Here is a 23,047-nt window from a genome sequence, read left to right on the forward strand (position 1 = left end):
TGAGTGTTTTACTTAAAAGTTGTGATGGTAATGGCCGGACTGTGTTGATGATTCGCATCGACTAGTTTTGATTCAATTTGCTGGATCGATCGTCTTAGATCTGCTGCATCCATTAATGTTTGTTCAAAGTCAAGCATACAGTTCGTTACTCCCAATTTCTGCACATATTCCCCCCATTGTGTGATGGAACGCTCAATAGACTCCAATATAATCTGAAGTTGTTGCATCGCAAGACCAGCTTCAGTGAAATGCAGATTTTCTTTACACACCTTCATCATCACTCCTTCCTAACAGATTCGTGGTAGCGGTGTGCCTGAAAGCATTCCCAGATTACGCGTCCCTCCAAATGGTGTCTTAAGCCATACATTCCCGCTTCCAGTCTGAACAGTCCCAATCCTACCGGCTATCTCTTGATCTGGAAATTGGCGGAGAAAGCTAACAATCTCATCGGCCTCTTCTGAAGCAGCAATGATTAAAACCTTGCCTTCATTGGCCATATAATAAGGCTCCATCCCAAGAAGCTCCAAAGCTCCTCTCACACGCGGACGAACCGGTAGAAATTCTTCTTGGATCATCATATCCATCTTCGTTTGAAGGGCGATTTCCTTTAGTGTTGTGGCAATCCCTCCACGGGTTGGGTCCCGCATAAACCGAACACTATGAAAACGCTTTAACAAAGCGTATATCATTTTGTTCAAGGGCCGACAGTCGCTTTGTAAAACTTCCGAGAAGCCAATCCCTGCTCTTTCACTTAAAACAGCAACAGCATGTTCCGCAATCCCCCCATTAATAAGGATACAATCCCCAGGCTGGATCTGATCAAAGCCAAGCCTTCTCTCTATGGGATAATAACCAATCCCTGTTGTATTAATATAGATTCCATCCCCTTTTCCTCTTTCAACGACTTTAGTATCCCCAGCAACAATCCGAACACCTGCATCCCGAGCTGTATGTGCCATGGATTGAACGATTTTCTTCAGCCGTTCGATGGATAATCCTTCTTCCAATATAAAACCAGCAGTCAAATACTGCGGGATTGCACCACTAACGGCGAGATCATTCACTGTTCCAGCAATGGCCAATTTTCCAATGTCCCCACCCGGAAATTCCAGCGGATCGATTACAAACGTATCGGTACTAACCGCAACTCTCCCTGACATGTTTGGAAGGATTGAGGCATCTCCTTCCTCTTCCAGGAACTCGTCTTGGAAAGCGGTTCTAAAAACATCTTTTACTAGTTGATTGGTTAGGCTGCCTCCATCACCATGGGATAAGAGTATCTTCATTCTTCCCTCCGCTAATACGTTATCTTTTCTTTTCCTCGCTCAAACTGATAATAGGTAGAACAGGTTCCTTCTGAGGAAACCATGCAAGGTCCAATTGGGTTTTCGGGTGTACAGGCTTTCGCAAAAAGTGGACACCCAAATGGAGTTTCTTTACCTTTTACAATTTCACCGCAGCGGCAGCCTTTGATCCCTTTCGTTACAGGCCTATCTACAGGAAGATTAGTTAAAGCATCATAGGATTGGTACGCCGCATTCATTCTCAGACCACTGTTTGGCAGGATTCCAAACCCTCTCCACTTCACAGAGTCTACCTCAAATATTTCCTTAAGCAGTTCCTGTGCTTTTTCATTCCCATTCTCGCGGACCATTCGTGAATAATTATTCACGACAGAACGTCTCTCCTTGTTCATCTCGAGAGTCAGCAAATAAATAGAGGTCAGTAAATCTATTGGTTCAAATCCTCCAATCACTGCTGGTTCGTTCAAAGATTCTAGGAGATTCCACCCTTTTCTCCCAATGATTACGGAAACATGCCCGGGTAAAAGAAAACCATCCAACTGATGCGTTGGGTCCTGGATCAACGGTTGCAAAGCGGGAGGCGTTAATTTATGGGCGGAATAAACGAAATAATTTCTAACCTTTTCCCTCTCTGCTTTTCTAATACTTAATGCAATGCTGGGCACGGTGGTTTCAAATCCTACCCCTAAGAAGACGACCTGCTTTTGCGGGTTTTGTCTCGCAATCTCGACAGCTTGTGAAGGGGAATAAACAATTCTTACCTCTGCACCATCGGCCTTTTCCTTATAAAGATTGGAGTACGATCCTGGAACCTTCATCATATCCCCAAAAGTCGCAACAATCGTGTCGCTTCGTTTTGCAAAAGCAATCATTTGGTCCATATCGGATTGGTCTGTTACACAGACTGGGCATCCTGGACCACTTACTAAATCTACGTAATCCGCTAAGACTTCACGAACCCCTGTCTTGGAGAAGGAAACCGTGTGCGTCCCGCACACCTCCATAAATCGAAGCTTTCTTCCTAAACGCTGTTTTTTTTCTTCAAGCACAGGTAGCATCTTTTGGCACAAGCTAGCAAATATGTCCTTATCCCGATAAGCCATCCCCATCATGCTTCGTCTAGCCACCCCTTCCATATTTCAATACTTTCCTTCGCAAGTTCCTCATCAACAACTTGGATGGCTTCTCCCACATGGACGAGTACATACTGGCCAACCTCCACGCGATCTAATAATGAGATTCCAACATCAATATGACTTCCTAAATAGTCAACTTTTGCCTGCCACCCGGATGAACCGATTTCAATGATCTTCGCTGGAACGGACAAACACATGATGATGCCACCTCCACAAGGCCGAAACGGCTTGCCCAAGGGCAATTCCGCCATCTCCAGCCGGTATTTTCTGGTGGGTATATACCGTAAAGCCTACCTCCTTTAGACGTTTTTTCGCACAGGAAAGCAGATAACGGTTGTTCCAAACCCCACCACTTAAGACCACGGACCGAATTTCCGTTTTTTTATAGGCCTCAAGTACACCGAAAATAACCATCTCAACAACCGTATGATGGAATTTCTTGGCTATTTCTTCGATGGGAACCGATAACATAAGATCTCCCAAAATATCCTTAATAAGTTGACCTACTCTCCACTGGCCTGCGGAATACGCAAAAGAATAATTCCCCTTCCCTAAGCAACCTGTTGAACTCATTTCTGCCCTTTCACCCAAAAGGACAGCTGCTTCCCCATCGTATGTACTCTCTACACAAATTCCTAAGAGGGCTGCCACCGCATCAAATAGTCTTCCCGCACTGCTTACCCTTGGGCAAGGAATTCGTCCGTCTAATTGGGCCAAGAGAAACGGAAGCTGCTCTTTTACATCTGGGAAAAGTTGAAGCGCCCAATGTTTAGTAAAAAACATGTCTTGTTCAAGTTGATAAAGTAAGGACATTGCCATCATCCATGGGTAGCGAATGGCCGCTTCCCCACCAGGAAGTGCTAGTGGTTCGAGGTGGCACGCACGCTCAAATTTCAGGTAATCGCCTGTCAAGATCTCAAAGCCCCATAGATTACCGTCCCTCCCATAACCCGTACCATCTAGAATACAACCGATAACAGGTGATATAAGTCCGTGCTCTGCCATACATGCTGCCATATGCGCATGATGATGATAAATGGGAAAAAGGGGGTAATCCTGAAATTGATCAAGCGCCTGCTGAGTAACGATATAACCCGGATGTGGATCATAGGCAATGATTTCGGGTTCGACTCTAAGAAGCTCTTGAATGTGCTGTACACCTTCTCTCCAGCAGGTCAATTGTTCCTCATGCTCTATCTCTCCCAAATGTTGACTAAGAATCGCGCGGTCGCCATGCAAAATACAAGCCGTATTTTTCATCTCGGCGCCTACCGCTAATACGGTTGGAATTTCCTTAACTCCAAAGGGAGGTAACGGAAACGGAATGGATTCAGGGACATATCCACGAGAGCGGCGAATGAAGCTGATCTGTTCATCAACCACCTGACAGACCGAATCTTCAACACGAACCCCAATCTCTCTGTTATGTAGCAGGAAATAATCTGCGATTCCATCCAATTGTTGTAGGGCTTCTTCATTTGTTCTGGCAATGGGTAGCCCACTTTGATTTCCACTCGTTGCAACAAGAAAGGATAAAGAATCAGTAAATAATAGAGCGTGCATTGGTGTATAGGGCAGCATAACCCCTAGGCGTTGATAACCTGGAGCTAAACTCTCTAGGGGAAGCCATTCTTTAAGAAAGGGCTTGGGTCTAAGTAAAACAATCGGTGCTCTTCTGCTGGCAAGTAATTCTTGCTCGGCCTGTGTTAATTCAAAATTTTCTTCTACCGTCTGCAAGTCGCGCACTATAAGGGCAAATGGTTTACGCGCTCTTCGCTTCCGATTCCTGAGTTTTTCTACCACTTTACGACTCGCTGCATCGCATATCAAATGAAATCCGCCAATTCCCTTAACGGCAAGGATTTTGCCTGTAAGTAGAGCCTTTTCCACATTCCTCTTCCAGTCTCCTGACACCAAGACATTCTTGTTATTTCTTAATTCTACAATGGGACCACACGTAGGGCAGGCAATTGTTTGTGCATGAAAACGGCGGTTACTTGGATCTTCATACTCTTTTCTACACGGTTCACATAGAGAAAAATCTTTCATTGTGGTGACCGGCCGATCATATGGAATTCCTTGAATGATACTGTATCGAGGGCCGCAGTTGCTACAGCTTGTGAAGGGATAGTTGTAGTATCGTTGAGAAGGGTGTGTGAGGTCTGATATACATTCGGAACATACGGCCAAATCGGGTGGAAAGGAATAGCCTGAAATACCTTCTGCTTTACTTTCTTTAATTCGGAAACAATTGTCGTTAGCTAAAGGTAACAAACTCTGTTCTATGCTTTCAATCTTTGCAGGTTCCTTTGTTTGCACCTCCAAATCACGAATGAAACGATTGATTTGTTCTACAGTTCCTTCTACTTCAATCGAGACGATTCCTAACTGATTACAGACAGAACCTGTGATTTGATGTTTATTCGCAACCCGATATACGAGGGGACGAAAGCCAACCCCTTGAACGGTTCCACTTACAAGCAGCTGTCTTCTTTCCTTTGTAGAAGCCAACGGATCCACGATTCCATCCCCTCTCCGTTGGAAGCTGACACTTTGAAAATGGGTGCACTTGGATTGCATTTTTGAAATGTACTCAAAAACTGGTCCATATCAAAATTCACATATGGAAGCAAATCCAATTTGTTAAGGATAACAGCATCAGAGTATGCAAAAACGCTAGGATATTTCATCACTTTGTCTGCACCCTCCGTGATACTCAACAAGGAAACACGAAGGTTTTCCCCTAAATCAAATTCAGAAGGACAGACCAAATTTCCTACATTTTCGATAACCAGGAGATCCAAGTTGTTTAAATCTAAGCTTGCAAGTGCACGAGAAATCATTTGTGCATCCAGATGGCACGCCCCATGCGTATTTATCTGGGCTACATTAACACCAAATGCTGCGATCCGCTCTGCATCAAGGGTAGTAGCTACATCTCCTTCGATGACACCTATTCTTACATGTTTTTTGATATATGGAAGGGAGGATTCAAGCAAAGTCGTCTTACCTGCACCTGGCGAACTCATCAAATTAATCATAAAAACCGAGTGTTCACGCAAGATCTGACGGTTCTTGTCCGCGATGATTTTATTTCCTTGCAAGACTTGTTGTTTTAGGGTAATCTGCTTCATCCTATTCTCCTTCAAAATAATCAATAAAAAAATCTCTGCCTTCTCTTTCCTCCGTTTCGAGTACGGCCTCTTGCGCTAGAGTCTTTTGTTTAAGCTGCTCGAACGCAAAATGCAAGGCACCTGCCATTACAAGACTCTCTGTCCCGAGAACCAGCTTAATCTTGGAAACCGTCTCCATCCTATTTTCCCTTGCTGATTTTTCAATGATTGACAATATGCTGTGCATTAGGCTAATTTCGTGCATCGTATCCTTCACCCTATTCAATATATGTCTTAATTTTTCGAATTATGAGATGTGTGTTATCCTAAGCTTATCTGAATTTTAAAAAGGGTCCACAAAAACAAGGACAGACTAGAGCGGGTGATTACCGCTTTAATCTGTCCTTTTGACAAACTCTATACTTTTACTTTCTGCAATCGTAATGCATTTAAGACAACGGAAACCGAACTCAGTGCCATGGCTGCGCCAGCTACCCATGGTGCTAGCAACCCAATCGCTGCAATTGGAATACCTAAAGAATTATAGGCCAATGCCCAAAATAGGTTTTGCTTGATATTGCCCATGGTCTTTTTACTCATAGAAATCGCGTCAGGGATACTGATTAAATCGCCTCGCATGATCGTAATGTCAGCTGCTTCCATTGCTACATCGGTACCTGTACCCATCGCAATGCCGATATCAGCGGTAGCCAATGCAGGTGCATCATTAATTCCATCGCCCACCATGGCTACTCTTCTTCCTTCTGCTTGTAATTGTTTAACGACTTCTGCCTTACCTTCCGGTAGTACCTCGGCTCTCACATGATCAATGCCGACTTCTTCGGCAATCGCCTTAGCCGTACGTTCATTATCACCGGTAACCATAATGACCTGAATGCCCAATTTCTTTAATCGTTCAACCGCTTCTTTAGAAGTTTCTTTAATGGTATCTGCTACGGCCACCAAACCCGCATATTTTCCGTTAATTGCCACCAACATCGATGTTTTCCCAGACGTTTCCAACTCATCCATTTTGGCATAGGCATGTGTAGCATCTACGTTGTATTTTGCCATCAATTTACGGGTTCCAATTAACAGTTCATTTTGTTCCACGACAGCGCGAACCCCAAATCCCGGAATGGCCTCAAACTCCTCGACATCGGGAAACCCAATTCCTTTTGCTTTGATTCCTTCCACAATAGCTTCTGCTAAAGGGTGTTCAGAGTTCTTCTCGGCACTTCCGACAAGACGTAAGAAGGTATCTTGCTCCATGTTTTCTACAAACACATCCGTTAATTCAGGTTTACCTTTGGTCACCGTTCCGGTTTTATCTAAGATCATGGTATCAATCTGTTGTGTACCTTCCAAGTGCTCTCCACCCTTAAACAGGATACCTAATTCCGCCGCACGTCCAGAACCCGCCATGATTGAAGTAGGGGTTGCTAAACCAAGTGCACAAGGACATGCAATCACAAGAACGGCAATCAATTTTTCTAATGCATTGGCAAAATCACTAGGAGTCACCCAAATATACCAAATTAAAAATACGACAACGGCAATAGCTACAACAATTGGAACAAAAATCCCAGAAATCTTATCGGCTACACGTTGAATGGGGGCTTTCGAGCCCTGGGCTTCTTCGACTACTTTAATAATTTGTGCAAGAGCGGTTTCTTTACCAACCTTGGTTGCTTTGATTTTCAAGCTGCCGTTCTTGTTGATGGTTGCTCCGAACACACTGTCTCCCGGCTGTTTATCAATCGGAATACTTTCTCCAGTCAACATCGATTCATCAACCGTAGACTGACCCTCCATTACTTCTCCATCGACGGGAACTTTTTCACCTGGTTTAACTACCACAATATCGCCTAAGATCACTTCTTCAACAGGCACTACGGTTTCTACGTTATTTCTAATCACTACTGCAGTTTTTGCCTGCAATCCCATCAGGGTTTTAATCGCTTCTGATGTGCGTCCCTTAGCTAAAGCTTCAAACAATTTCCCTAACAGGATTAAAGTAATTAAGATAGCACTGGTTTCATAATACAGTCCTACACCACCATGTCCGTGCGGGTTGCCGATCGTTTGAATGGTAAGGTATAAGCTGTAAAAGTAAGCAGCAGAAGTACCAAGAGCCACGAGAACATCCATGTTCGCACTACCGTTTCGTAATGCTTTATAGGCTCCCTTGTAAAACTGAGCTCCAATAATGAATTGCACTGGTGTGGCAAGAGCAAATTGAACCCATGGGTTCATCAAGATGTCCGGCACCCAAATGAATGAGGTCCAGGAAAAATGTGCGACCATCGTCCATAATAAAGGAAGTGATAGAATAGCAGAGACAATGAATTTCCTTTTTTGTTTGGCTATCTCCTTTTCGCGGTGATCCCCTTGATTACTGCTGTCTTCTTTTAGCTCGGCTTTGTAGCCAATCTGTTCAACTTTTTGTATCAGATCTTGAACACCAACCTCTGCTGGAGAATACTCCACATAGGCGGTTTCTAGGGCAAGATTGACATTGGCCTTATGAACCCCTTTTACCTTATTTAATCCTTTTTCAATTCGATTGGCACAGGCTGCACAAGTCATGCCTGTAATTTGGAATTCTACTGTTTCCTTTACTGTGCCATACCCTAGCTGTTCAATTCTTTGTTCCAGGTCAGCAATGCTTACTTTGTCTGCATCATATTGAATGGATGCACGTTCCAAAGCTAAATTGACATTCGCTTCTGTTACCCCGTCGACTTTGTTTAATCCTTTTTCAATCCGTATCGCACAAGCTGCACAAGTCATCCCTGTAATTTGCAAGGTGGTTTCATTTGTTTTCATGATCCTTCATCTCCTCATTTCGGTCGATCACATCTTATGTAATTATAGTATACCCCCCTACCCTATATTGTCAACTATGTTTTTAAATATTTTTTAATGTTTTTTTTATTAACTTTCCTCTTTACTTATAGAAAACCCCCATCCAAGATGGGGGTCTTCGTTAAGCAACATCATATCCTTGATCTTCGATTGCCTCTTTAATCGCATCCAGTGATAATTTGCTTTCATCATAGGAAATGGAAACTGCTTTTCCAGCTAAATCAACCTTTCCTACCGCTCCTAATTTCTTAAGAGTTCCTTCAATAGCGTTTACACAATGGTTACAGGACATTCCTTCTACATGTAATGTGATTTGTTTCATCTTCCAACACTCCCTATTTCATTAATTTATTCATCGTTTTTAGTAATTCATCAATCACTTCATGATCACCAGCTTGAATTCGTTCAATGACACAGCTTTTCATATGGCTTTGCAATAACAATTTTCCTACGCCATTTAAGGCCGATTGGATCGCTGCGATTTGGTTCAGGATATCATCGCAATAAATATCCTTCTCAATCATACCCTTTACCCCGCGGATTTGACCCTCAATCCGGTTTAACCGAGTGGTTAAATTCGATTTTACTTTATCTGAATGATGACTTTGCCTATCTCCTTCAATAGAACAGCAATGATCATGATCTGCTGTCATATCCTGATGGTCTTTACCAGATTCATCAAGATATTTTTCCACATAGACCACCTCCTTAATTCTTATTATCTTTCTTTAAATTCATTTTACTATACCCCCCTATACTATGTAAAGAAAAAATAAAGGTTTTCCACTCTTTGTGGATTACCCTATTATTGTCTACTATCGGATAAAAGTGATTCCATTTGGCGTTTCTCACACTTTTTGATTCGTTATGACTTATATTCAAACCCCTTTGTACCCTACACCCCAAACCGTTTTAATGACTGAATCTACATCCACCCCATGCTTTCGGAGCTTCTCCCGAAGATTCTTGACATGTGAATCGACCGTACGAGTATCTCCCATATAGTCTGGGCCCCATATCATTTCTAACAGCAATTCACGGCTATATACTCTTCCTACGTTATTCATAAATGTATGTAGGAGCTCAAATTCCTTGGGTGTCAACTCAATGGGTTGCCCTTGATAAATGACTTTATGGGTTTCCGGGTTTACTGTAATCCCATGAGGATCGATTCTTGAATGTTCCGGTTTACTCACTCTCCGTAACAAAGCTTCCATTCGAGCTGAGAGTTCTGCTTCTTCAAATGGCTTAGTCAGATAATCATCTGCCCCCATTTTTAGCCCTTTTACCTTTTCCATTGTTTGATCACGCGCAGTTAGCATGAGGATCGGAATTTGACTAAACGATCGGATTCTTTGGCAGACCTCCCATCCATCAATCCCGGGCATCATAATATCTAAAATAACCATATCAAAGCCACCTTGTTTAAATAAAGACAGTGCCTCCTCCCCATTTGCTGCGGTTTGAACCTCATACCGGTCTTTTGTCAGGTACAATTTCAGCAGCTGACGCATGGGCGCTTCATCATCTACCACAAGGATTCGAAAGGATCCCTCCACATTATCACTCCTTTAAGTGAAGTTCTATTGCGGTAAAAAGGGCAACTGGGATTAAAGATCCAATTGCCCTTTTTATTTTACTATAGGTCTTTCATCTTGTTCCATTGAACACCATTTCCCATCATCCCTGCGGGGCCGCCATTCGAATGACAGTAGTTATACATTTCTTTATAAGATTCTTCAGACATTCCCGGATGCATTTGTTTCATAAATGGAAGCATCTCTTCAAAAAAGTTTTGGTCTGGAACATTCGGAGTTACATTCTCTGCCGCCCAAGCTGCTCCAATGCCACCCATTAACAGTAATGAAGCTACAATCCCACCGAACAAAAACTTTTTCATTTTCATTCCCTCCCCACAAAGTATCTTTGCTTACAACTTCATATTAAAATAAAAATGTGGAGAATGTGTGCAGAAGATATGAACAAATTGTGTTTCTCTGTACCTTTATCTAGGATGACTGATCACTAAATAATCTCCATTCTTCATTTTTACAACATCTGCTTTCAAAGCTTTAGCGATATCTTGAGTCATCTGCTTCTGATCTTCTTCATTAGCAGCCAAGAGAAGTAAAGGATTCCCACCTAACACCTTTTCTTTTTGCAAGGTCACAAAGGCAATGATTTCGATATTTTTACTCATAGCTCCTCCTTTTGAGGGATCCTGCATTTTTTATTCCTTTCCGACGAGATTCGTCTGCATGACCGAATGGCTCTTTTTGACACTTTCAAGTAAGGGTGTATTTTTCACCGATTCAATGAGTTTGTTGACGTCATGAATAATAGGGACAAATGTAATAATAATACGCCCTTCTGCATACTCTTTCCGGGTGAAACTATATCTTTTAACTCCTAGAGCACGAGCAGCATCAAAAAGAATAGCTTGTCTTTGTCCAAAGTTATCCAACGCAATACTAAAATGTCTTTCACGAGGGTAAATGACTACAGCTATTCCTTCCTTCTGAAATAGGTTTTGTCCATTTTCAGTTCCCAAAAGATTGGTAACATAGAGATCATCTACAAATAGTTCTGAATCCCTCACTTCAATTTTCCCTTCACGAACATCTGCAATATCTCCAATGGATTTCCCTTTCGAGTACCGTTTAATTAAATAAAATACAATAAAACCTACAATGGCCCCAATCAAAATTTCTAGCGTAACCATTTTGGTTTTCACCAACAACATCGTAATGGCGGTCATGAAAGAGACAATAAGGGAAATATAATTCCTTGCTTCAAACGTTTTGGCTATTCCGTCGATATAGGCATCCCCTCTTTTTGTGAACTCTGTGTTTTCCAGATCTTTTAAACTGTCTCGCTCTGCCTTTCGAACATCACGAAACTGTTGTATTGCCACAGTTAAGAAGGTGATTGCTGTAAAATTCTTCGTTAAAAGCGCAGGTAACGCAACGGCCCCCACCGCTGCGGCAATAAAACCAACAAAAAGATTAATCAGGTAACCATTTGGATAGGAAGGATACTGACGTAAATCTGCCTTTAATGAAAATAATCTAGCTAACGTTCCTACAATGGTCGCGGTAACGATTACAATTATGTATTCTTTCGAGAGCATTCCATCACCCATTGAATTCACCTCACAAGTCTCTGACATCCATTTTATTCCACATTGGAATGAGTTATATACCTATTAAGAGCAATGATAATTTTTTCTGTGGTGATTGGTACGCGGCCCCGTTCTTGGTCATCACTTGGTACACTTCGATTTGAAGTGCATCTTGTTGGGTTCAGGAAGTGTCTTCCATGCGAGAAGATGTTAAATCATATACAGGCGATGCTTCAATTAATGGAACCAAATCGACATCAATGAATCAGAAATTTCAACAGGTTGATTCACTAAACTTCACTCATCTTGGCATGCTTATTGTATTCCAATCTTTCAAATAGACTTTCCAATGATTATCAATTGATTATCAATGGTTCTTACTATATTATGAATAAGTAGATTTCCTATTAATTTCATCCTAAGGTTAATATAAATACACTCTCAAGGAGATGAGTTTGAAGTGGCTAAGACATCTCTTATTATTAAGTCAAAACGTGAACCAAAATTCCCAGTTAGAGCTTATACCCGTTGCGAACACTGCGGGCGTCCACATAGTGTTATTCAGAAATTCAAACTTTGTCGTATTTGCTTTAGAAATTTTGCGTATAAAGGTTGGATTCCAGGAGTTAAAAAAGCCAGTTGGTAAATTATTTCTAGGGGGTAAAATCATGAAGGTAAGACCGTCTGTTAAACCTATTTGTGAAAAATGTAAAACGATTAGAAGAAACCGAAATGTCATGATTATTTGTGAAAACCCTAAACACAAGCAACGCCAAGGTTAACCATTAAAAAAGGACAATCCGATCGCTTAAGGGTTGTCCTTTTTTTTTCTAATTACTATTCGAGGGGATTTTGTAAAGCTAATACTTTAACATAATTCAAGTTACCTCAGCGAAAAATAACTGGGTACCAACTAGGTACCAAACATTATATACGGAGGTTAACCATGCCAGTTTTAACAAACACAAAAACCCCTACCGAATTTGCTAACTGTATTGAGGCTTGTATTAGATGTGCTCAGGCATGCGAAGAATGTTTCAACGCTTGTTTAAACGAAACTGATGTACAAGCAAGAACTAGTATGCTAAAAATGCTAAATGATTGTGCTGATATCTGCTTCCAAGCAGTTTCTATGATGGCACGAAATAGTACCTTTGCTAAACAGCACTGTGAACTTTGTGCTGCTATTTGTGAGGCATGCGCTGTTGATTGTGAAAAGTTCAAAGATGCACACTGCCAAGAATGTGCACGTTTTTGTCGTGAATGCGCAGAAGCATGCCGTAAGATGGCTGGTTTAGTAGCAGTTTAATTAACCCTTATAAACATAAGGAAATCCCCCTAATAATTAATTAAGGGGGGTTCTAAAATCCCTTTTAGCAGTCTTCCTTCCCTCCATATTTTTTACCAATTCCTTTTCTGCTTTAAAATACTTCTTCTATCTCTTCATCAGCAAATCGTTCCTTTAGTACCATCAGTGGATGATTGAAAACTTTGCTCTTTTTATAAGTTGAAGATATGACGAGCTTTCTTTCCTATCCTTATGGTAATAAATATTTGTGTAGAAAGTTTTTTGGTGTTAAAAGATTTTATTGAACTTCATTTTGCCTATAGATCACCATCTATATAACTTCAACTAGGTCACCCATCTCATTATAAACATAAATATAGTTATTACCATCAAACTCCGTATCGCAATTTACACAGTACCAATGTTTAATAGCAGGAATATAATTAGTTTTTAGACGGAACCTGCAAGCAGGACAATGTTTATATTCAGCAAACCTTTTCATCTTTGACATCACCAATTCCTCCTTGTCATAGTCTTTAATCTTCCTTTTTCACACATTTATTGTAAATAAGATATATGAGGAGAAAATGAAAAAATAGTGACAGAATTGTGACTATGACAGTTAGCAAGAACAGAAAAGTAATTGAAAGCTCACCTAGCCTTATATGCTCCAATATGTATAGCTATCGCTGATCCCCCACAATATTAGAAAAATGCCAACTCCCTGTTGGATTCGTTTCCCCCATTTTTTCGCAGTCTTGATCGAAACTCGATCCAATCCAAAGCCAACATATAGCTTGATACATTGCAACACCTCCTATAGAGAATGTGTGCAGAAAATATGAACAAACTGGGGATCCTGTAAAAATACAATTCTCTCTTAGACCCAGTTAATTAATGGAAGACGGACAAAAAAAGTCGTCCCTTTTCCTTCTATACTTTCTACCCAGATCTCTCCCTTATGCATCTCTACGATTTTTTTGCAAATCGCTAAACCAAGCCCGGTTCCACCGGTTTCTAGGGAACGTGATTTTTCCACTCGATACAGTCTTTCCATGATGAAGGGCAGTTCATCTTTAGGAATGCCCGGTCCCGAGTCCCGAATTTGTACTGTAATATGGTCTACGTCTCCCCCATATCTTACCTCGATGATTCCGTTTCGTGGCGTGTATCTTCTGGCATTCTCCAAAATATTGATAAACAATTGTTCTAATCGCTGTGGGTCCCCTTCGACAATGGGTTTCGTTTTGGGCGACTGATATTCAAGTGCAATTCCCTTTTCATCCATGGAGGATTCAACAAAGGTGAGGACATTCGTTATTACCTCTTCAAGGGATAATCGTTCTTTTCGAAACGAAAAATCCCCCTGTTCCATTCGGGCTAGTTCAAACAAGTCCTGAACGAGTCGCTGTAGCCGTTTGCTCTGTTCATGAATAATCCCGATATATTCTTTTTGCTCTTCCTTGGAAAGTTGGGTTTGTAGGACAATTTCAGAATACCCCTTAAGATAGGTAAGCGGTGTTCTTAATTCGTGCCCAATATCTGCCAGAAACTCATTTCTCTGCTTCTGATAAAACTGAATTTCCTTTGACATGTGATTGATGGAAGCTGCTAATTGAGACACTTCATCTTCACCCGTAACAAGGATCCTCGATTGGTACCTTCCTTTTGCAATTTCTCCTGTTACCTTTTTCATTTCTAAAAGGGGGCGAACCACCATTCGAGAAAGAATAAATAGAATCCCCGTTACGATAATGACCGTAATCCCCCCAATCCCCAATAGCATGCCTTGTAAAATACCAATTGCCTCTCGAATGGGGGCTGTAGGACTAAATAAGACCACCGTTCCAATCTCCTTACCATCACCTAATATAGCTGATCGTGATACCAAAAAGGGCTTTGTCCTCCAATCTTGTTCTAGAGCATATTCCTCTTGTAGATTTCTTTGAGCCGCTTCTTTTAGATATGGACGGTGTAGTGGAGTAATGGTATCTGAACTTCCTAATACTTCTCCCTTCTCATCCAGGATCACAACCATAAACAAAGATCCTTGTTCCATGCGAACAACATGGTCAATGGTTAAGCGATCAAAGTGATCGCTAAGTACGGCTGCATGGCTATGTGCCCGTTGCACGAGCTCTTCTGTCGTATGTGATAGATAAAAAGTAAGAAAGAGGGAGTATAGGATGTTCCCCAACGCTAACATGACCAACAGAAAGACGGATAAGAGCAGTAGACCTAACTTTACAGCAACGTGAGTACGGATAAATTGAAATAATTTCATTATCATTAGAACTTACCCTTTCATTAAGCGATCGAGCATTCGTTCAAATTCCTCGTCATTCAATTCCCCTTTGGCGTAACGTTCACGGAGAATACGGATCGCCTCATCTTCCTGTGATTGCTTAGGAGGCTTGTCTGAATTTATCCACCTGATCATCATATAGATTCCTAAAAGCAGTAATCCCCATTGCAAAAACATCCAAAGGAACATTGGAATCCCAGTAAAGCCCATATGCATCATAAATAATCCTCCTCGTAAGTTCCCTTACATGAATTTTATTTGTCTGTGCTCAGTCCTCGTTTTTATCCATTCTATCACTCCTTTATCTTACAAAAAAAATGTGGAGAAATTATGTTGATATGAACAAATTTTAGGGAGTCGAAATGATATTATTACAAACAATTTTACTGAATATTATTTTTAAATCTTTCTCCATAATTTCTTCACAAATTTGTTTTATTATCTTTTCAAGGTTTTAAACATGAACACAGGGTTATCTTTCTACTCGGGATCCCACTTTTATTATTTTAAGTGCTAGAGTGAAATATTATAGGTAACCGTTCTCTTTCTAAAAATGTTCAATGGAGAGTGAAATGATGCAAATGAAATCCTGGATTAAAGTTTTATCCGTTGGAGCTTTATCAGCAACATTAGTTGCCTGTACGAATTCCAACACTGCACCACCTGCGCCCCAACAACAGGCAACAGCAGCATTGTCTGAGGCAACAGATGTTAACGTGGTAACGAAAAATACGTCTAGGGTTCTAGGAACCAATGCTGAAGAAATCTCTATTTCGACATCTAATATAATTTGGCCAGCTACCACGGCGGGAACGAAACCAAATGTTGTTATTGTAGCTCCACAAGACAACTGGCAAATCCAGTTGGTTTCTGTGGATTTGATTCATCATCCAAGTGATGGTCCTCTTCTCGTGACCAACCCATCTTCTATATCAGAAACGGTGATGAATGAACTGAAACGTCTAAATCCAAAAGGAGCCCAAGACGGAACCCAAGTGATTGCGGTTGGAATGGATGTGGCAGCGATTAAACAACTTTCCGAAGCAAAGTTTAGTGTGAAGGAAATTAAAGGGGACAACCCGGATCAAATCGCTACTCAAATTGATGACTATTATGCTTCGGTTAGTGGAGCACTTCCCGAGTCAGTGATCGTCTCAACGTCTGAACAAATCGAATTTGCAGCACCTGCCGGTAACTGGATTGCGCACATGCCTGAACCGCTTTTGTATGTAACGAAAGGTCAGATTCCAGCGGAAACTAATCAAGCTTTAACCAAACGAAATGGAAAAGCTAATATTTATTTACTTGGTCCTGAATCTGCCATAAGCAAGAATGTAGAAAACGATTTAGGCAAATACGGGAAAGTCACCCGGATTGCAGGCGATGATCCCTATACCAATGCTATTGCTTTTGCCAAATTCAAAGACCCGAATACAGGGTTTGGCTGGGGGATTACACAACCTGGACATGGTTTATTACTCACGAATAAGGATCAATTAAAAAATTCTATTCCCGCGGTAGCCTTTTCTCATCGTGGAAAACATGCACCAATGCTCCTTTCGGACACAGACGCAGCTCCAAAACCACTATTGACTTATCTAAAGGAATTAAAGCCATTATTCCAGAAGGAACCAACGGATGGACCATATAATCACCTATATATCGTAGGTGGAAACGATTCGATTTCTAATGACCAGCAAGGGAATTTAGATCATCTGATTGAAATTGAATCAGCTAGTGGTGAGGGTCATGGAGGGCACGGTGGACATAGTGGAGCTTCAACCGAGATGCCACCAAATCAACAAGTTCCAATGAATCATGGGAATATGGACCATGGTAGTACGATGGATCAAAGTCAGCATTAAATCGCTCCCTTTTTATAAGGGAGTTTTCTTATATATATAAATGGAAAGGTCCCCTTCTCTTGATTGATATTCTATGGTGAGCAAGCATATCTGAAGAAGGAGGTATTCGGAAATGAAATCAGCCATGATCATGGGATTAATCGGTTTTACTGCATGTGGTATCGGAATGTTTTTGGTAGATTGTAGGCATGGTTATTAAAGGGTACGAAAAAGCAGTATATTCCGCTGGTTTTTCAACATTGGGTGGTTCCTACACGTCTAACAAGGAACCACCTAACTTAAATCTTTTATCTAGGATGACTGTTCACCAGCTAATCTCCATTTTTCATTTTTTCTAATCAGATTCCAATAGATCAACAACCTGCAAGCCGCTGACACTGGTGTGCTGATAATTCCCTTCTATTAAGCGTATTATTTTTTAAAGCTTATTCCATTTGGAACGTGGCCAACAGGAATGGTAGAAACAACCTTATTGGTTTGGTTGTCAATGACACTTACCGTGTCATCAAACATATTCGTAACATATACAAATTTGTTATCTTCACTAGTAGTTACACCATGGGAACCCTTTCCCGTTTCAATGGTGGCCACTACTGTCTTTGTGGTTAAATCAATTTTGGTTACAGAGTGGGATGGTTCTTTTTCTGTTCCTTGGTTTGCAACAAAGGCAAACTTATTATCTGGTTCTATATATACTTGAGCAGGCCCTGCTCCAACAGGGATTTTTACCATTTTATTTGTTGAAAGATCTACGATAGCCATAGCGTTTTCAGCATTTAACGTAGCTACTAATGTATTACCATCGGTCGTAATCCCAGTCGTTACAGGTGCTTTACCTACTGTTATTTTCTTACTCTCATGTAATGTGAATAGATCGATCACACTTATTGAATCTTCACCCATATTGGCAATGTAAGCAAATTTACTGTCATTAGAGATTCTAAATCCGTGTGGGTTTTTTCCAGTTGGAATGGTTTTTACCACTTGGTATTTCTCTGCGTCGATAACCGATACGGTGTTGTCTTCATTGTTTGCTACCAATGCGTATTTCCCATCTTGAGTAAAGACGATATGTGCCGGGTGATTGCCAACCTCTACCCTACTAATTAGTTGGTTAGTACTTATGTCAAAAAATAAGGCAAATCCCTTCATTTCCATGGCTTGCTCGTTTGAATGACCATGGTCCATATTCCCCATGCTTGGGATTAATGTAGCTCCCAATACCTTTCCATCAGGGGAAACTTGTACATTATGGACAACTCCATTTTCCTTTATCGTATCCATTACCTTATTTGTTACCGCATCCACCCTTGAGATGCTTCCACCTTCGTTGGCGGTGAAAAAGCTTGGAACATCTTCCCTATTAGAAAATGAAATGGTATTCGCTACAGGATTAAATCTATTATCTAAACCAAATAGTTGGGAAATGATGGGTGCTGGAACCATCATACGATCTTTTATCATTTGGAAAGGGAGTTTGACCATTGTTCCATTTATTTTAATTGCCATGCTTTCTTCAAGATTCATCATGGGAACTGGAATCGCGAGCCCTTCTTTATCTATAGATACCATTTTCTCTTTGTGGTCCCAGGATACTTGGGCACCTAATCTTTCTGCAACTACTCGTAAGGGAACGATTGCCATATTTTCTTGGTTATTCCAGAGTGAATCTATTTCACTATGCACCTTCTCATTGTTCAATACCAATTGAATGTTTTTCCAATCAGCCATCATTTCTTTTTGACCTTGATGATGCTGCATACTTTGAAGCATTGTGGAAGTCCCCATATCCATGGAGCCCATTTGTTGAGCCTGGCCATTATGACCCATTTCTGCACTGGCCATTCCACTTGTACTAAGTAACGAAGCTGCTAAAAATCCAGATAAAACCAATCTATTCATTTGCTTACCTCCATCTATTATGAATTTCTTTTTTAATGTACCAGCAAGTTGTGGAGAAAATATGGAGAACAGTAAGCATATTTTACCAAATATTAAAACGGTCAATCCACATTAGGAAGCAATATGTGAAAATCCCACTTTATTAATGTCCACAGGAAAGAAAAATAGCCTATATCTTAGATTAGTAAATAAGATACAGGCTTTTCTTCCGCATAAAAGGGTCTATATATTAAATTTTTGAAGCCCTAGTTCTACATCAACTGCATAGTTGTAATACACGTTGGATCATTCTTAAAAGTAGAAAGCTCTGCCTCTACCGTTTTCCCACCGTGCTCAATTTTTGTTCGGAATTCTTTATCTCTGGGTAGCCATACATCGATAAATCCGTTAGGTTGTGATTTCAGAGTTTCATTTATAATCACGTTGCCTTCTGTGTCTTCAATGTAAACGGTGAACTCTTCACTCTTAAATTCTCCTTGACAACCTGTCAAGCTATGATTCGTTCAGTCATGGGTTTGGCTGACGTAAGGTGCAATAGAAACAAAAAACTCGTCTTCAGGCAATGCATAGACTAACTGACTTCCGTCCGTGTCTGTGACAGTGAGTTGCGCGGATGTGACTGAGGCATTCTCGGCTTTCTTGTTACCAACACTGTAATCATTCACTAGTTCTTTAACATTTTTCGTTTCAAGGATTTTTGCGGAACTTTCTTGATTTGTATTTCCACCACTACAAGCTGTCAAGGCAACGGCAGCCAATAAAGTGATAGCATAGATTTTTAATTTCATTTAGGATTCACCACCTTGTCCAATATTTGGGTATAATAACACTTTCCCGTTAAAGTTTCATTTAAATGTAACCAAAATCTCATTTCCCTAATTTCATCACTCCTTTATTTTACGTTTTATACTATCCGTGAGGTGTGAAGAAATTATGAAGAAGTGGTGAATAAAATAGGAATCTCTTCATAGAAAAAAACGGTGAACTAAATCACCGTTTAATGTATTGCAGGAGCCGACTCTATATAATTCCCTTGCGTACTTTCAGAGGTCTTTAATCTTTTTATCAAAATACGATTGATTCGGAAGTTATCAACTTCGGAAATAATAAATTCGAAACCGTCAAACTCCACTCTTTGATTAACCTTTGGAGGTGTCTCTACCTGCGAATATACCCATCCGCCAATGGTGTCGACATCTTCATTTCCAATTTTAAACCCGAAGAAATCATTGGCCTCTTCCAAAATCAGTCGACCATCGACGGAATACGAATTATTGCCTAAAGTCTCAATGGACTGACGTTCTTCATCAAATTCATCCTGGATTTCCCCCACGATCTCTTCGATGATGTCCTCAATCGTTAAAAGACCAGCTGTTCCGCCATATTCATCGATGACGATGGCCAATTGTGCCTTTTTCTTTTGCATTTGCTTTAATAATGCGCTGATCTGCATCGATTCGGGAACACGGATTACAGGCCGAATTAATTCTTTAAAGTTCTTTTTCCCTTTGGTGATGGCAGCAAATAAATCTTTAATATGGATAAAGCCGATAATATTATCTTTATCGGGATTACATACTGGATAGCGGGTCATCTGCTCTTTTAAAGCAATTTCTAAATTATCTTCAAATGAATGTTCAGCATACAAACAGACCATATCTGTACGCGGAATCATCACTTCCCTAGCATTCCGTTCAGAAAAATCAAAGATGTTATCGACTAGAGCAAGTTCTGTATTGTCGATATATCCACTCTTGTGACTTTCCTCCATTAAAATTCGAATTTCTTCTTCCGTATGTGCTGCTTCGTGTTCAGTGGCCGGCTGGATGCCAATTAATCGAAGGAACCAGTTTGCTGTTCCATTTAAAAACCAGATAAACGGATACATTATTTTATGGAAGACAATCAATAGCGGTGCCGTCCACATGGTTACGCCTTCAGATTTTTGAATCGCCATAGACTTCGGAGCCAACTCACCTAGCACAATATGAAGGAAAGTAATAATCGAAAAAGCAATGATAAAAGAAACGGTGTGAATCACTACATCTGAAAATCCAAAATTCTGCATCACCGGTTCAATTGCTTTCGCAATCGCGGGTTCTCCCACCCAACCTAGTCCAAGAGAAGCAAGGGTAATTCCCAATTGGCAAGCTGATAAATAAGCGTCAAGATTACTTGTCAGTTTTTGTGCATATTTTGCCTTTTGATTCCCTTCAAGAACTAAACTTTCCAGTCGGCTGCTTCTTACCTTCACCATCGCAAATTCTGCGGCCACAAAGAATCCATTCAATAACACAAGAAGAATCACAAGAAATAGATTAAACAACAACGGGTCAGGGTCCAAATAATTTCTATTTACCCGAATTGCTGGGTAAATAGTACACCTCCTTTAAAGGTAAGATTATAATTATATATCTTTATTTTACAGGATTTCAATTCATTCTTCAAAAGGTCATAAAACGTCAAATAAACCGATTTTGGTTCAAATCAATCGGTTTCTAAACAACTTCCTATTGGGAGGAATTATTTTAAGCCTACAAGTGGTTTCTCTTGGTATTACGCGATTGATTCTTGTACTTTATGAGATATAAAACAAGTAAATTTAAGCTGTAAAGGATGGGATAGGAAACGCCCGATAAGAAATACGTCCACCCCTTATATTTATAAACCCCGTATTTACTTAAAAACCATTCAAAAAAAAGTGTAAGCAAAGACCATCCAATCAATAAATTAAACAGTAATAATCTTTTTCTAAATCCAATAATGTCGGCGAGAAATAAAAAAATATAAACGGTTGGAGGATATAAAAACAAATAAATGAAGGCATCACCAAACGTGAATTTTGGAGATAATACATCATATAGATCGTATGGCGGCACAGATAGCAATTGGTCCACTACAACCCCTAAAAATAGATTGAAGACAAAAATATAAAAAATTTGCGGTACATTAAAGCGTAGAGGAAGAGATGCTGCGATCGTTAAAATACATAAGGAAATCCAAATGATCAACCATTCTCCCTTATCTAACTGAAAAAGAACAGTCATACGCTACCTCATTTCTTCTTTCTTTATCAGTCCGCGAAACCATCGCATAAAAATTAGACAGAGCGCAAAAATCACTCCAATTTTTATTAAAGAATATCCCTCGTTCCAATTTCGAAATTCGATAAAATGAAGAAATCGATAAATCTTCTCCAATCCAACCATCAAAACAAACCACCAAATAAAAATGATGAGTTTTTGAATGGCTCGAAATTTGGGATGGAATATGAATACCAAAACCCAAATAAGAAGGCAAGGAATAAAAATAATCCTGTTTAATTCAAGAATCCAAAACACAGTAGGTGTCTCGCTTAGGACGATCCGTTTCGTGTTTAGGGTTAGTATACTAAAACCAATGTGAAAAACCGTAGAAATAAAAAAGATATTTCCCGTTATTTCAAAGATAGAGGTATATTTTCTTAATAAAAAAATGGAAAACAGAGCTAAAACATTCAGACAAACAAGAACCACTATAATGGCTACCATATAAACCAACCCGTCGATGAGATCTTGTCCTATTTTATGTTAAGTTCGGAATGATTATCCAACGGGCGGCGGTCATAGCGAAAACTTTTCCCTCTACTTCAGTTGATGTTTCCGCTATTTCCTTTGCATGGACTACTAGCTTCGCCCCTTAATATTTTCTCCCCCCAAAGACCATTTTCTGCTACCTGTAAGCATTAGCAATACGCAAATTGAAAGTAGCGCTAAGTCAAACTCATACCCCCGCATTTGCGCATTCCCAAAAAAGCCAACATCGAGCTTGACCATGAAGATGGCTCCAAGCATGATGAGGCCAAACAGAAAAGCGGAGATTCTGACAAAGAAACCGAGAAGGAGGGATAATCCGGCAAGGGCTTCGATCATTGCAGTACCGTAGGCAATTACAGCGGGCAGTCCTAAATGCTGTGTAAAGGTCTCCACCACTTGATCCATGGTAAAGAGCTTTTGTACACCGTGAGCGAGCATGATCACAGCTAGTACTACTCTTACGAATAGCAGGCCCCATTCAGCTTTTTGCTCCATTATAAAAATCAACCCCTTTCAAGATATGGATATGTCCCATAAAGGCTGACAAGTCCTTTTTTTAATCTTGAAAGG

General features: G+C 40.4%; 26 protein-coding genes and 2 pseudogenes. 4 read left to right on the forward strand and 24 right to left on the reverse strand.

Annotated elements, in window-relative coordinates; translation table 11 throughout:
• Positions 1–8: 8 nt before the first annotated feature.
• The 14 genes from J2Z37_RS05350 to J2Z37_RS05415 form a co-directional block, all read right to left on the reverse strand.
• Positions 9–278: a hypothetical protein gene (locus J2Z37_RS05350; protein ID WP_209809194.1), complete on the reverse strand. Its 270-nt coding sequence runs from the start codon at positions 276–278 to the stop codon at positions 9–11.
• A gap of 9 nt (positions 279–287) precedes the next feature.
• Complete coding sequence (gene hypE, locus J2Z37_RS05355; protein WP_209809195.1) at positions 288–1,286, reverse strand: hydrogenase expression/formation protein HypE; 999 nt, start codon at positions 1,284–1,286, stop codon at positions 288–290.
• Positions 1,287–1,297: 11 nt separating this feature from the next.
• Entirely contained in the window at positions 1,298–2,416 is a 1,119-nt protein-coding gene (gene hypD / locus J2Z37_RS05360) for a hydrogenase formation protein HypD (protein WP_209809196.1), read from the reverse strand.
• Complete coding sequence (locus tag J2Z37_RS05365) at positions 2,413–2,637, reverse strand: HypC/HybG/HupF family hydrogenase formation chaperone (protein ID WP_209809197.1); 225 nt, start codon at positions 2,635–2,637, stop codon at positions 2,413–2,415. Before J2Z37_RS05365 ends, hypD begins: the two co-directional genes overlap by 4 nt.
• Positions 2,606–4,960, reverse strand: a complete 2,355-nt coding sequence (hypF, locus tag J2Z37_RS05370; protein WP_209809198.1) for a carbamoyltransferase HypF — start codon at positions 4,958–4,960, stop codon at positions 2,606–2,608. Before hypF ends, J2Z37_RS05365 begins: the two co-directional genes overlap by 32 nt.
• Positions 4,915–5,574, reverse strand: a complete 660-nt coding sequence (gene hypB, locus J2Z37_RS05375; RefSeq protein WP_209809199.1) for a hydrogenase nickel incorporation protein HypB — start codon at positions 5,572–5,574, stop codon at positions 4,915–4,917. The genes hypF and hypB overlap by 46 nt, the downstream gene beginning before the upstream one ends.
• Position 5,575: 1 nt before the next feature.
• On the reverse strand, positions 5,576–5,818 hold the full coding sequence (locus J2Z37_RS05380; protein ID WP_209809200.1) for a hydrogenase maturation nickel metallochaperone HypA/HybF: 243 nt from the start codon (positions 5,816–5,818) through the stop codon (positions 5,576–5,578).
• A 152-nt stretch (positions 5,819–5,970) separates the two neighbouring features.
• On the reverse strand, positions 5,971–8,382 hold the full coding sequence (locus tag J2Z37_RS05385; protein WP_209809201.1) for a heavy metal translocating P-type ATPase: 2,412 nt from the start codon (positions 8,380–8,382) through the stop codon (positions 5,971–5,973).
• A gap of 160 nt (positions 8,383–8,542) precedes the next feature.
• The gene (locus J2Z37_RS05390) at positions 8,543–8,743 is read right to left on the reverse strand and encodes a copper ion binding protein (protein WP_209809202.1); all 201 of its coding nucleotides are present in this window, start codon (positions 8,741–8,743) and stop codon (positions 8,543–8,545) included.
• Between the two features lie 13 nt (positions 8,744–8,756).
• The gene (locus J2Z37_RS05395) at positions 8,757–9,074 is read right to left on the reverse strand and encodes a metal-sensitive transcriptional regulator (protein ID WP_209809526.1); all 318 of its coding nucleotides are present in this window, start codon (positions 9,072–9,074) and stop codon (positions 8,757–8,759) included.
• 225 nt (positions 9,075–9,299) lie between these two features.
• Positions 9,300–9,980, reverse strand: a complete 681-nt coding sequence (locus tag J2Z37_RS05400) for a response regulator transcription factor (RefSeq protein WP_209809203.1) — start codon at positions 9,978–9,980, stop codon at positions 9,300–9,302.
• Positions 9,981–10,060: 80 nt separating this feature from the next.
• Positions 10,061–10,321: a Protein suppressor of variegation 3-7-like gene (locus J2Z37_RS05405; protein WP_209809204.1), complete on the reverse strand. Its 261-nt coding sequence runs from the start codon at positions 10,319–10,321 to the stop codon at positions 10,061–10,063.
• A 105-nt stretch (positions 10,322–10,426) separates the two neighbouring features.
• Positions 10,427–10,621 (reverse strand): capping complex subunit for YIEGIA, encoded by a 195-nt coding sequence (locus J2Z37_RS05410; protein WP_209809205.1) that lies wholly within the window; start codon positions 10,619–10,621, stop codon positions 10,427–10,429.
• Between the two features lie 30 nt (positions 10,622–10,651).
• Positions 10,652–11,563: a YIEGIA domain-containing protein gene (locus tag J2Z37_RS05415; protein WP_209809206.1), complete on the reverse strand. Its 912-nt coding sequence runs from the start codon at positions 11,561–11,563 to the stop codon at positions 10,652–10,654.
• Between the two features lie 439 nt (positions 11,564–12,002).
• Between J2Z37_RS05415 and J2Z37_RS05420 the strand changes: the two genes are divergently transcribed.
• The 3 genes from J2Z37_RS05420 (at position 12,003) to J2Z37_RS05430 (ending at position 12,851) form a co-directional block, all read left to right on the forward strand.
• A complete protein-coding gene (locus J2Z37_RS05420; protein ID WP_209809207.1) occupies positions 12,003–12,188 on the forward strand; it encodes a type Z 30S ribosomal protein S14 in 186 nt (61 codons plus the stop codon).
• A gap of 22 nt (positions 12,189–12,210) precedes the next feature.
• On the forward strand, positions 12,211–12,324 hold the full coding sequence (gene rpmJ, locus J2Z37_RS05425; RefSeq protein ID WP_209809208.1) for a 50S ribosomal protein L36: 114 nt from the start codon (positions 12,211–12,213) through the stop codon (positions 12,322–12,324).
• Positions 12,325–12,488: 164 nt separating this feature from the next.
• Positions 12,489–12,851, forward strand: a complete 363-nt coding sequence (locus J2Z37_RS05430) for a four-helix bundle copper-binding protein (RefSeq protein WP_209809209.1) — start codon at positions 12,489–12,491, stop codon at positions 12,849–12,851.
• 310 nt (positions 12,852–13,161) lie between these two features.
• Here J2Z37_RS05430 and J2Z37_RS05435 read toward each other — a convergent pair whose 3' ends face one another.
• The 4 genes from J2Z37_RS05435 to J2Z37_RS05445 all read right to left on the reverse strand — a co-directional run bounded on the left by J2Z37_RS05435 (position 13,162) and on the right by J2Z37_RS05445 (position 15,354).
• Positions 13,162–13,341: a hypothetical protein gene (locus J2Z37_RS05435; RefSeq protein ID WP_209809210.1), complete on the reverse strand. Its 180-nt coding sequence runs from the start codon at positions 13,339–13,341 to the stop codon at positions 13,162–13,164.
• Positions 13,342–13,513: 172 nt separating this feature from the next.
• A complete protein-coding gene (locus tag J2Z37_RS25740; RefSeq protein WP_280922159.1) occupies positions 13,514–13,636 on the reverse strand; it encodes a hypothetical protein in 123 nt (40 codons plus the stop codon).
• Positions 13,637–13,710: 74 nt separating this feature from the next.
• A complete protein-coding gene (locus J2Z37_RS05440) occupies positions 13,711–15,120 on the reverse strand; it encodes a sensor histidine kinase (RefSeq protein WP_209809211.1) in 1,410 nt (469 codons plus the stop codon).
• A gap of 6 nt (positions 15,121–15,126) precedes the next feature.
• Entirely contained in the window at positions 15,127–15,354 is a 228-nt protein-coding gene (locus tag J2Z37_RS05445) for an SHOCT domain-containing protein (RefSeq protein WP_209809212.1), read from the reverse strand.
• A gap of 356 nt (positions 15,355–15,710) precedes the next feature.
• Here J2Z37_RS05445 and J2Z37_RS05450 point away from each other — a divergent pair, with 356 nt between their 5' ends.
• Positions 15,711–17,000, forward strand: coding sequence for a cell wall-binding repeat-containing protein (locus tag J2Z37_RS05450; protein WP_209809213.1), 1,290 nt, complete (start codon positions 15,711–15,713; stop codon positions 16,998–17,000).
• Positions 17,001–17,411: 411 nt separating this feature from the next.
• On the opposite strand, the pseudogene J2Z37_RS26220 reads toward J2Z37_RS05450, so the two are convergent.
• The 6 genes and pseudogenes from J2Z37_RS26220 to J2Z37_RS05475 form a co-directional block, all read right to left on the reverse strand.
• Positions 17,412–18,344: pseudogene (locus J2Z37_RS26220) on the reverse strand (YncE family protein); the annotation flags it as partial.
• Between the two features lie 42 nt (positions 18,345–18,386).
• A pseudogene (locus J2Z37_RS26225) lies at positions 18,387–18,902 on the reverse strand (copper amine oxidase N-terminal domain-containing protein); the annotation flags it as partial.
• Positions 18,903–19,153: 251 nt separating this feature from the next.
• Positions 19,154–19,690 (reverse strand): CueP family metal-binding protein, encoded by a 537-nt coding sequence (locus tag J2Z37_RS05460; protein ID WP_209809214.1) that lies wholly within the window; start codon positions 19,688–19,690, stop codon positions 19,154–19,156.
• Positions 19,691–19,899: 209 nt separating this feature from the next.
• The gene (locus J2Z37_RS05465; protein WP_245203591.1) at positions 19,900–21,228 is read right to left on the reverse strand and encodes a hemolysin family protein; all 1,329 of its coding nucleotides are present in this window, start codon (positions 21,226–21,228) and stop codon (positions 19,900–19,902) included.
• Between the two features lie 208 nt (positions 21,229–21,436).
• On the reverse strand, positions 21,437–21,949 hold the full coding sequence (locus J2Z37_RS05470) for a hypothetical protein (RefSeq protein WP_209809216.1): 513 nt from the start codon (positions 21,947–21,949) through the stop codon (positions 21,437–21,439).
• Positions 21,950–22,567: 618 nt separating this feature from the next.
• The gene (locus tag J2Z37_RS05475) at positions 22,568–22,972 is read right to left on the reverse strand and encodes a DoxX family protein (RefSeq protein WP_209809217.1); all 405 of its coding nucleotides are present in this window, start codon (positions 22,970–22,972) and stop codon (positions 22,568–22,570) included.
• Positions 22,973–23,047 lie beyond the last annotated feature (75 nt).

The sequence above is a fragment of the Ammoniphilus resinae genome (genome assembly GCF_017873965.1).
Classification (GTDB): domain Bacteria; phylum Bacillota; class Bacilli; order Aneurinibacillales; family RAOX-1; genus Ammoniphilus_A; species Ammoniphilus_A resinae.

Coding starts and splice junctions, on each gene's coding strand:
- J2Z37_RS05385 (WP_209809201.1), bottom strand. CDS start 8,382: ATGAAAACAAATGAAACCACCTTGCAAATTACAGGGATGACTTGTGCA.
- rpmJ (WP_209809208.1), top strand. CDS start 12,211: ATGAAGGTAAGACCGTCTGTTAAACCTATTTGTGAAAAATGTAAAACG.
- J2Z37_RS05405 (WP_209809204.1), bottom strand. CDS start 10,321: ATGAAAAAGTTTTTGTTCGGTGGGATTGTAGCTTCATTACTGTTAATG.
- J2Z37_RS05440 (WP_209809211.1), bottom strand. CDS start 15,120: ATGATAATGAAATTATTTCAATTTATCCGTACTCACGTTGCTGTAAAG.
- J2Z37_RS05380 (WP_209809200.1), bottom strand. CDS start 5,818: ATGCACGAAATTAGCCTAATGCACAGCATATTGTCAATCATTGAAAAA.
- J2Z37_RS05410 (WP_209809205.1), bottom strand. CDS start 10,621: ATGAGTAAAAATATCGAAATCATTGCCTTTGTGACCTTGCAAAAAGAA.
- J2Z37_RS05365 (WP_209809197.1), bottom strand. CDS start 2,637: ATGTGTTTGTCCGTTCCAGCGAAGATCATTGAAATCGGTTCATCCGGG.
- J2Z37_RS05470 (WP_209809216.1), bottom strand. CDS start 21,949: ATGACTGTTCTTTTTCAGTTAGATAAGGGAGAATGGTTGATCATTTGG.
- J2Z37_RS05450 (WP_209809213.1), top strand. CDS start 15,711: ATGCAAATGAAATCCTGGATTAAAGTTTTATCCGTTGGAGCTTTATCA.
- hypD (WP_209809196.1), bottom strand. CDS start 2,416: ATGATGGGGATGGCTTATCGGGATAAGGACATATTTGCTAGCTTGTGC.
- J2Z37_RS05395 (WP_209809526.1), bottom strand. CDS start 9,074: ATGACAGCAGATCATGATCATTGCTGTTCTATTGAAGGAGATAGGCAA.
- J2Z37_RS05445 (WP_209809212.1), bottom strand. CDS start 15,354: ATGATGCATATGGGCTTTACTGGGATTCCAATGTTCCTTTGGATGTTT.
- J2Z37_RS05390 (WP_209809202.1), bottom strand. CDS start 8,743: ATGAAACAAATCACATTACATGTAGAAGGAATGTCCTGTAACCATTGT.
- hypB (WP_209809199.1), bottom strand. CDS start 5,574: ATGAAGCAGATTACCCTAAAACAACAAGTCTTGCAAGGAAATAAAATC.
- J2Z37_RS05435 (WP_209809210.1), bottom strand. CDS start 13,341: ATGTCAAAGATGAAAAGGTTTGCTGAATATAAACATTGTCCTGCTTGC.
- J2Z37_RS25740 (WP_280922159.1), bottom strand. CDS start 13,636: ATGTATCAAGCTATATGTTGGCTTTGGATTGGATCGAGTTTCGATCAA.
- J2Z37_RS05475 (WP_209809217.1), bottom strand. CDS start 22,972: ATGGAGCAAAAAGCTGAATGGGGCCTGCTATTCGTAAGAGTAGTACTA.
- J2Z37_RS05430 (WP_209809209.1), top strand. CDS start 12,489: ATGCCAGTTTTAACAAACACAAAAACCCCTACCGAATTTGCTAACTGT.
- hypE (WP_209809195.1), bottom strand. CDS start 1,286: ATGAAGATACTCTTATCCCATGGTGATGGAGGCAGCCTAACCAATCAA.
- J2Z37_RS05350 (WP_209809194.1), bottom strand. CDS start 278: ATGATGAAGGTGTGTAAAGAAAATCTGCATTTCACTGAAGCTGGTCTT.
- J2Z37_RS05415 (WP_209809206.1), bottom strand. CDS start 11,563: ATGGGTGATGGAATGCTCTCGAAAGAATACATAATTGTAATCGTTACC.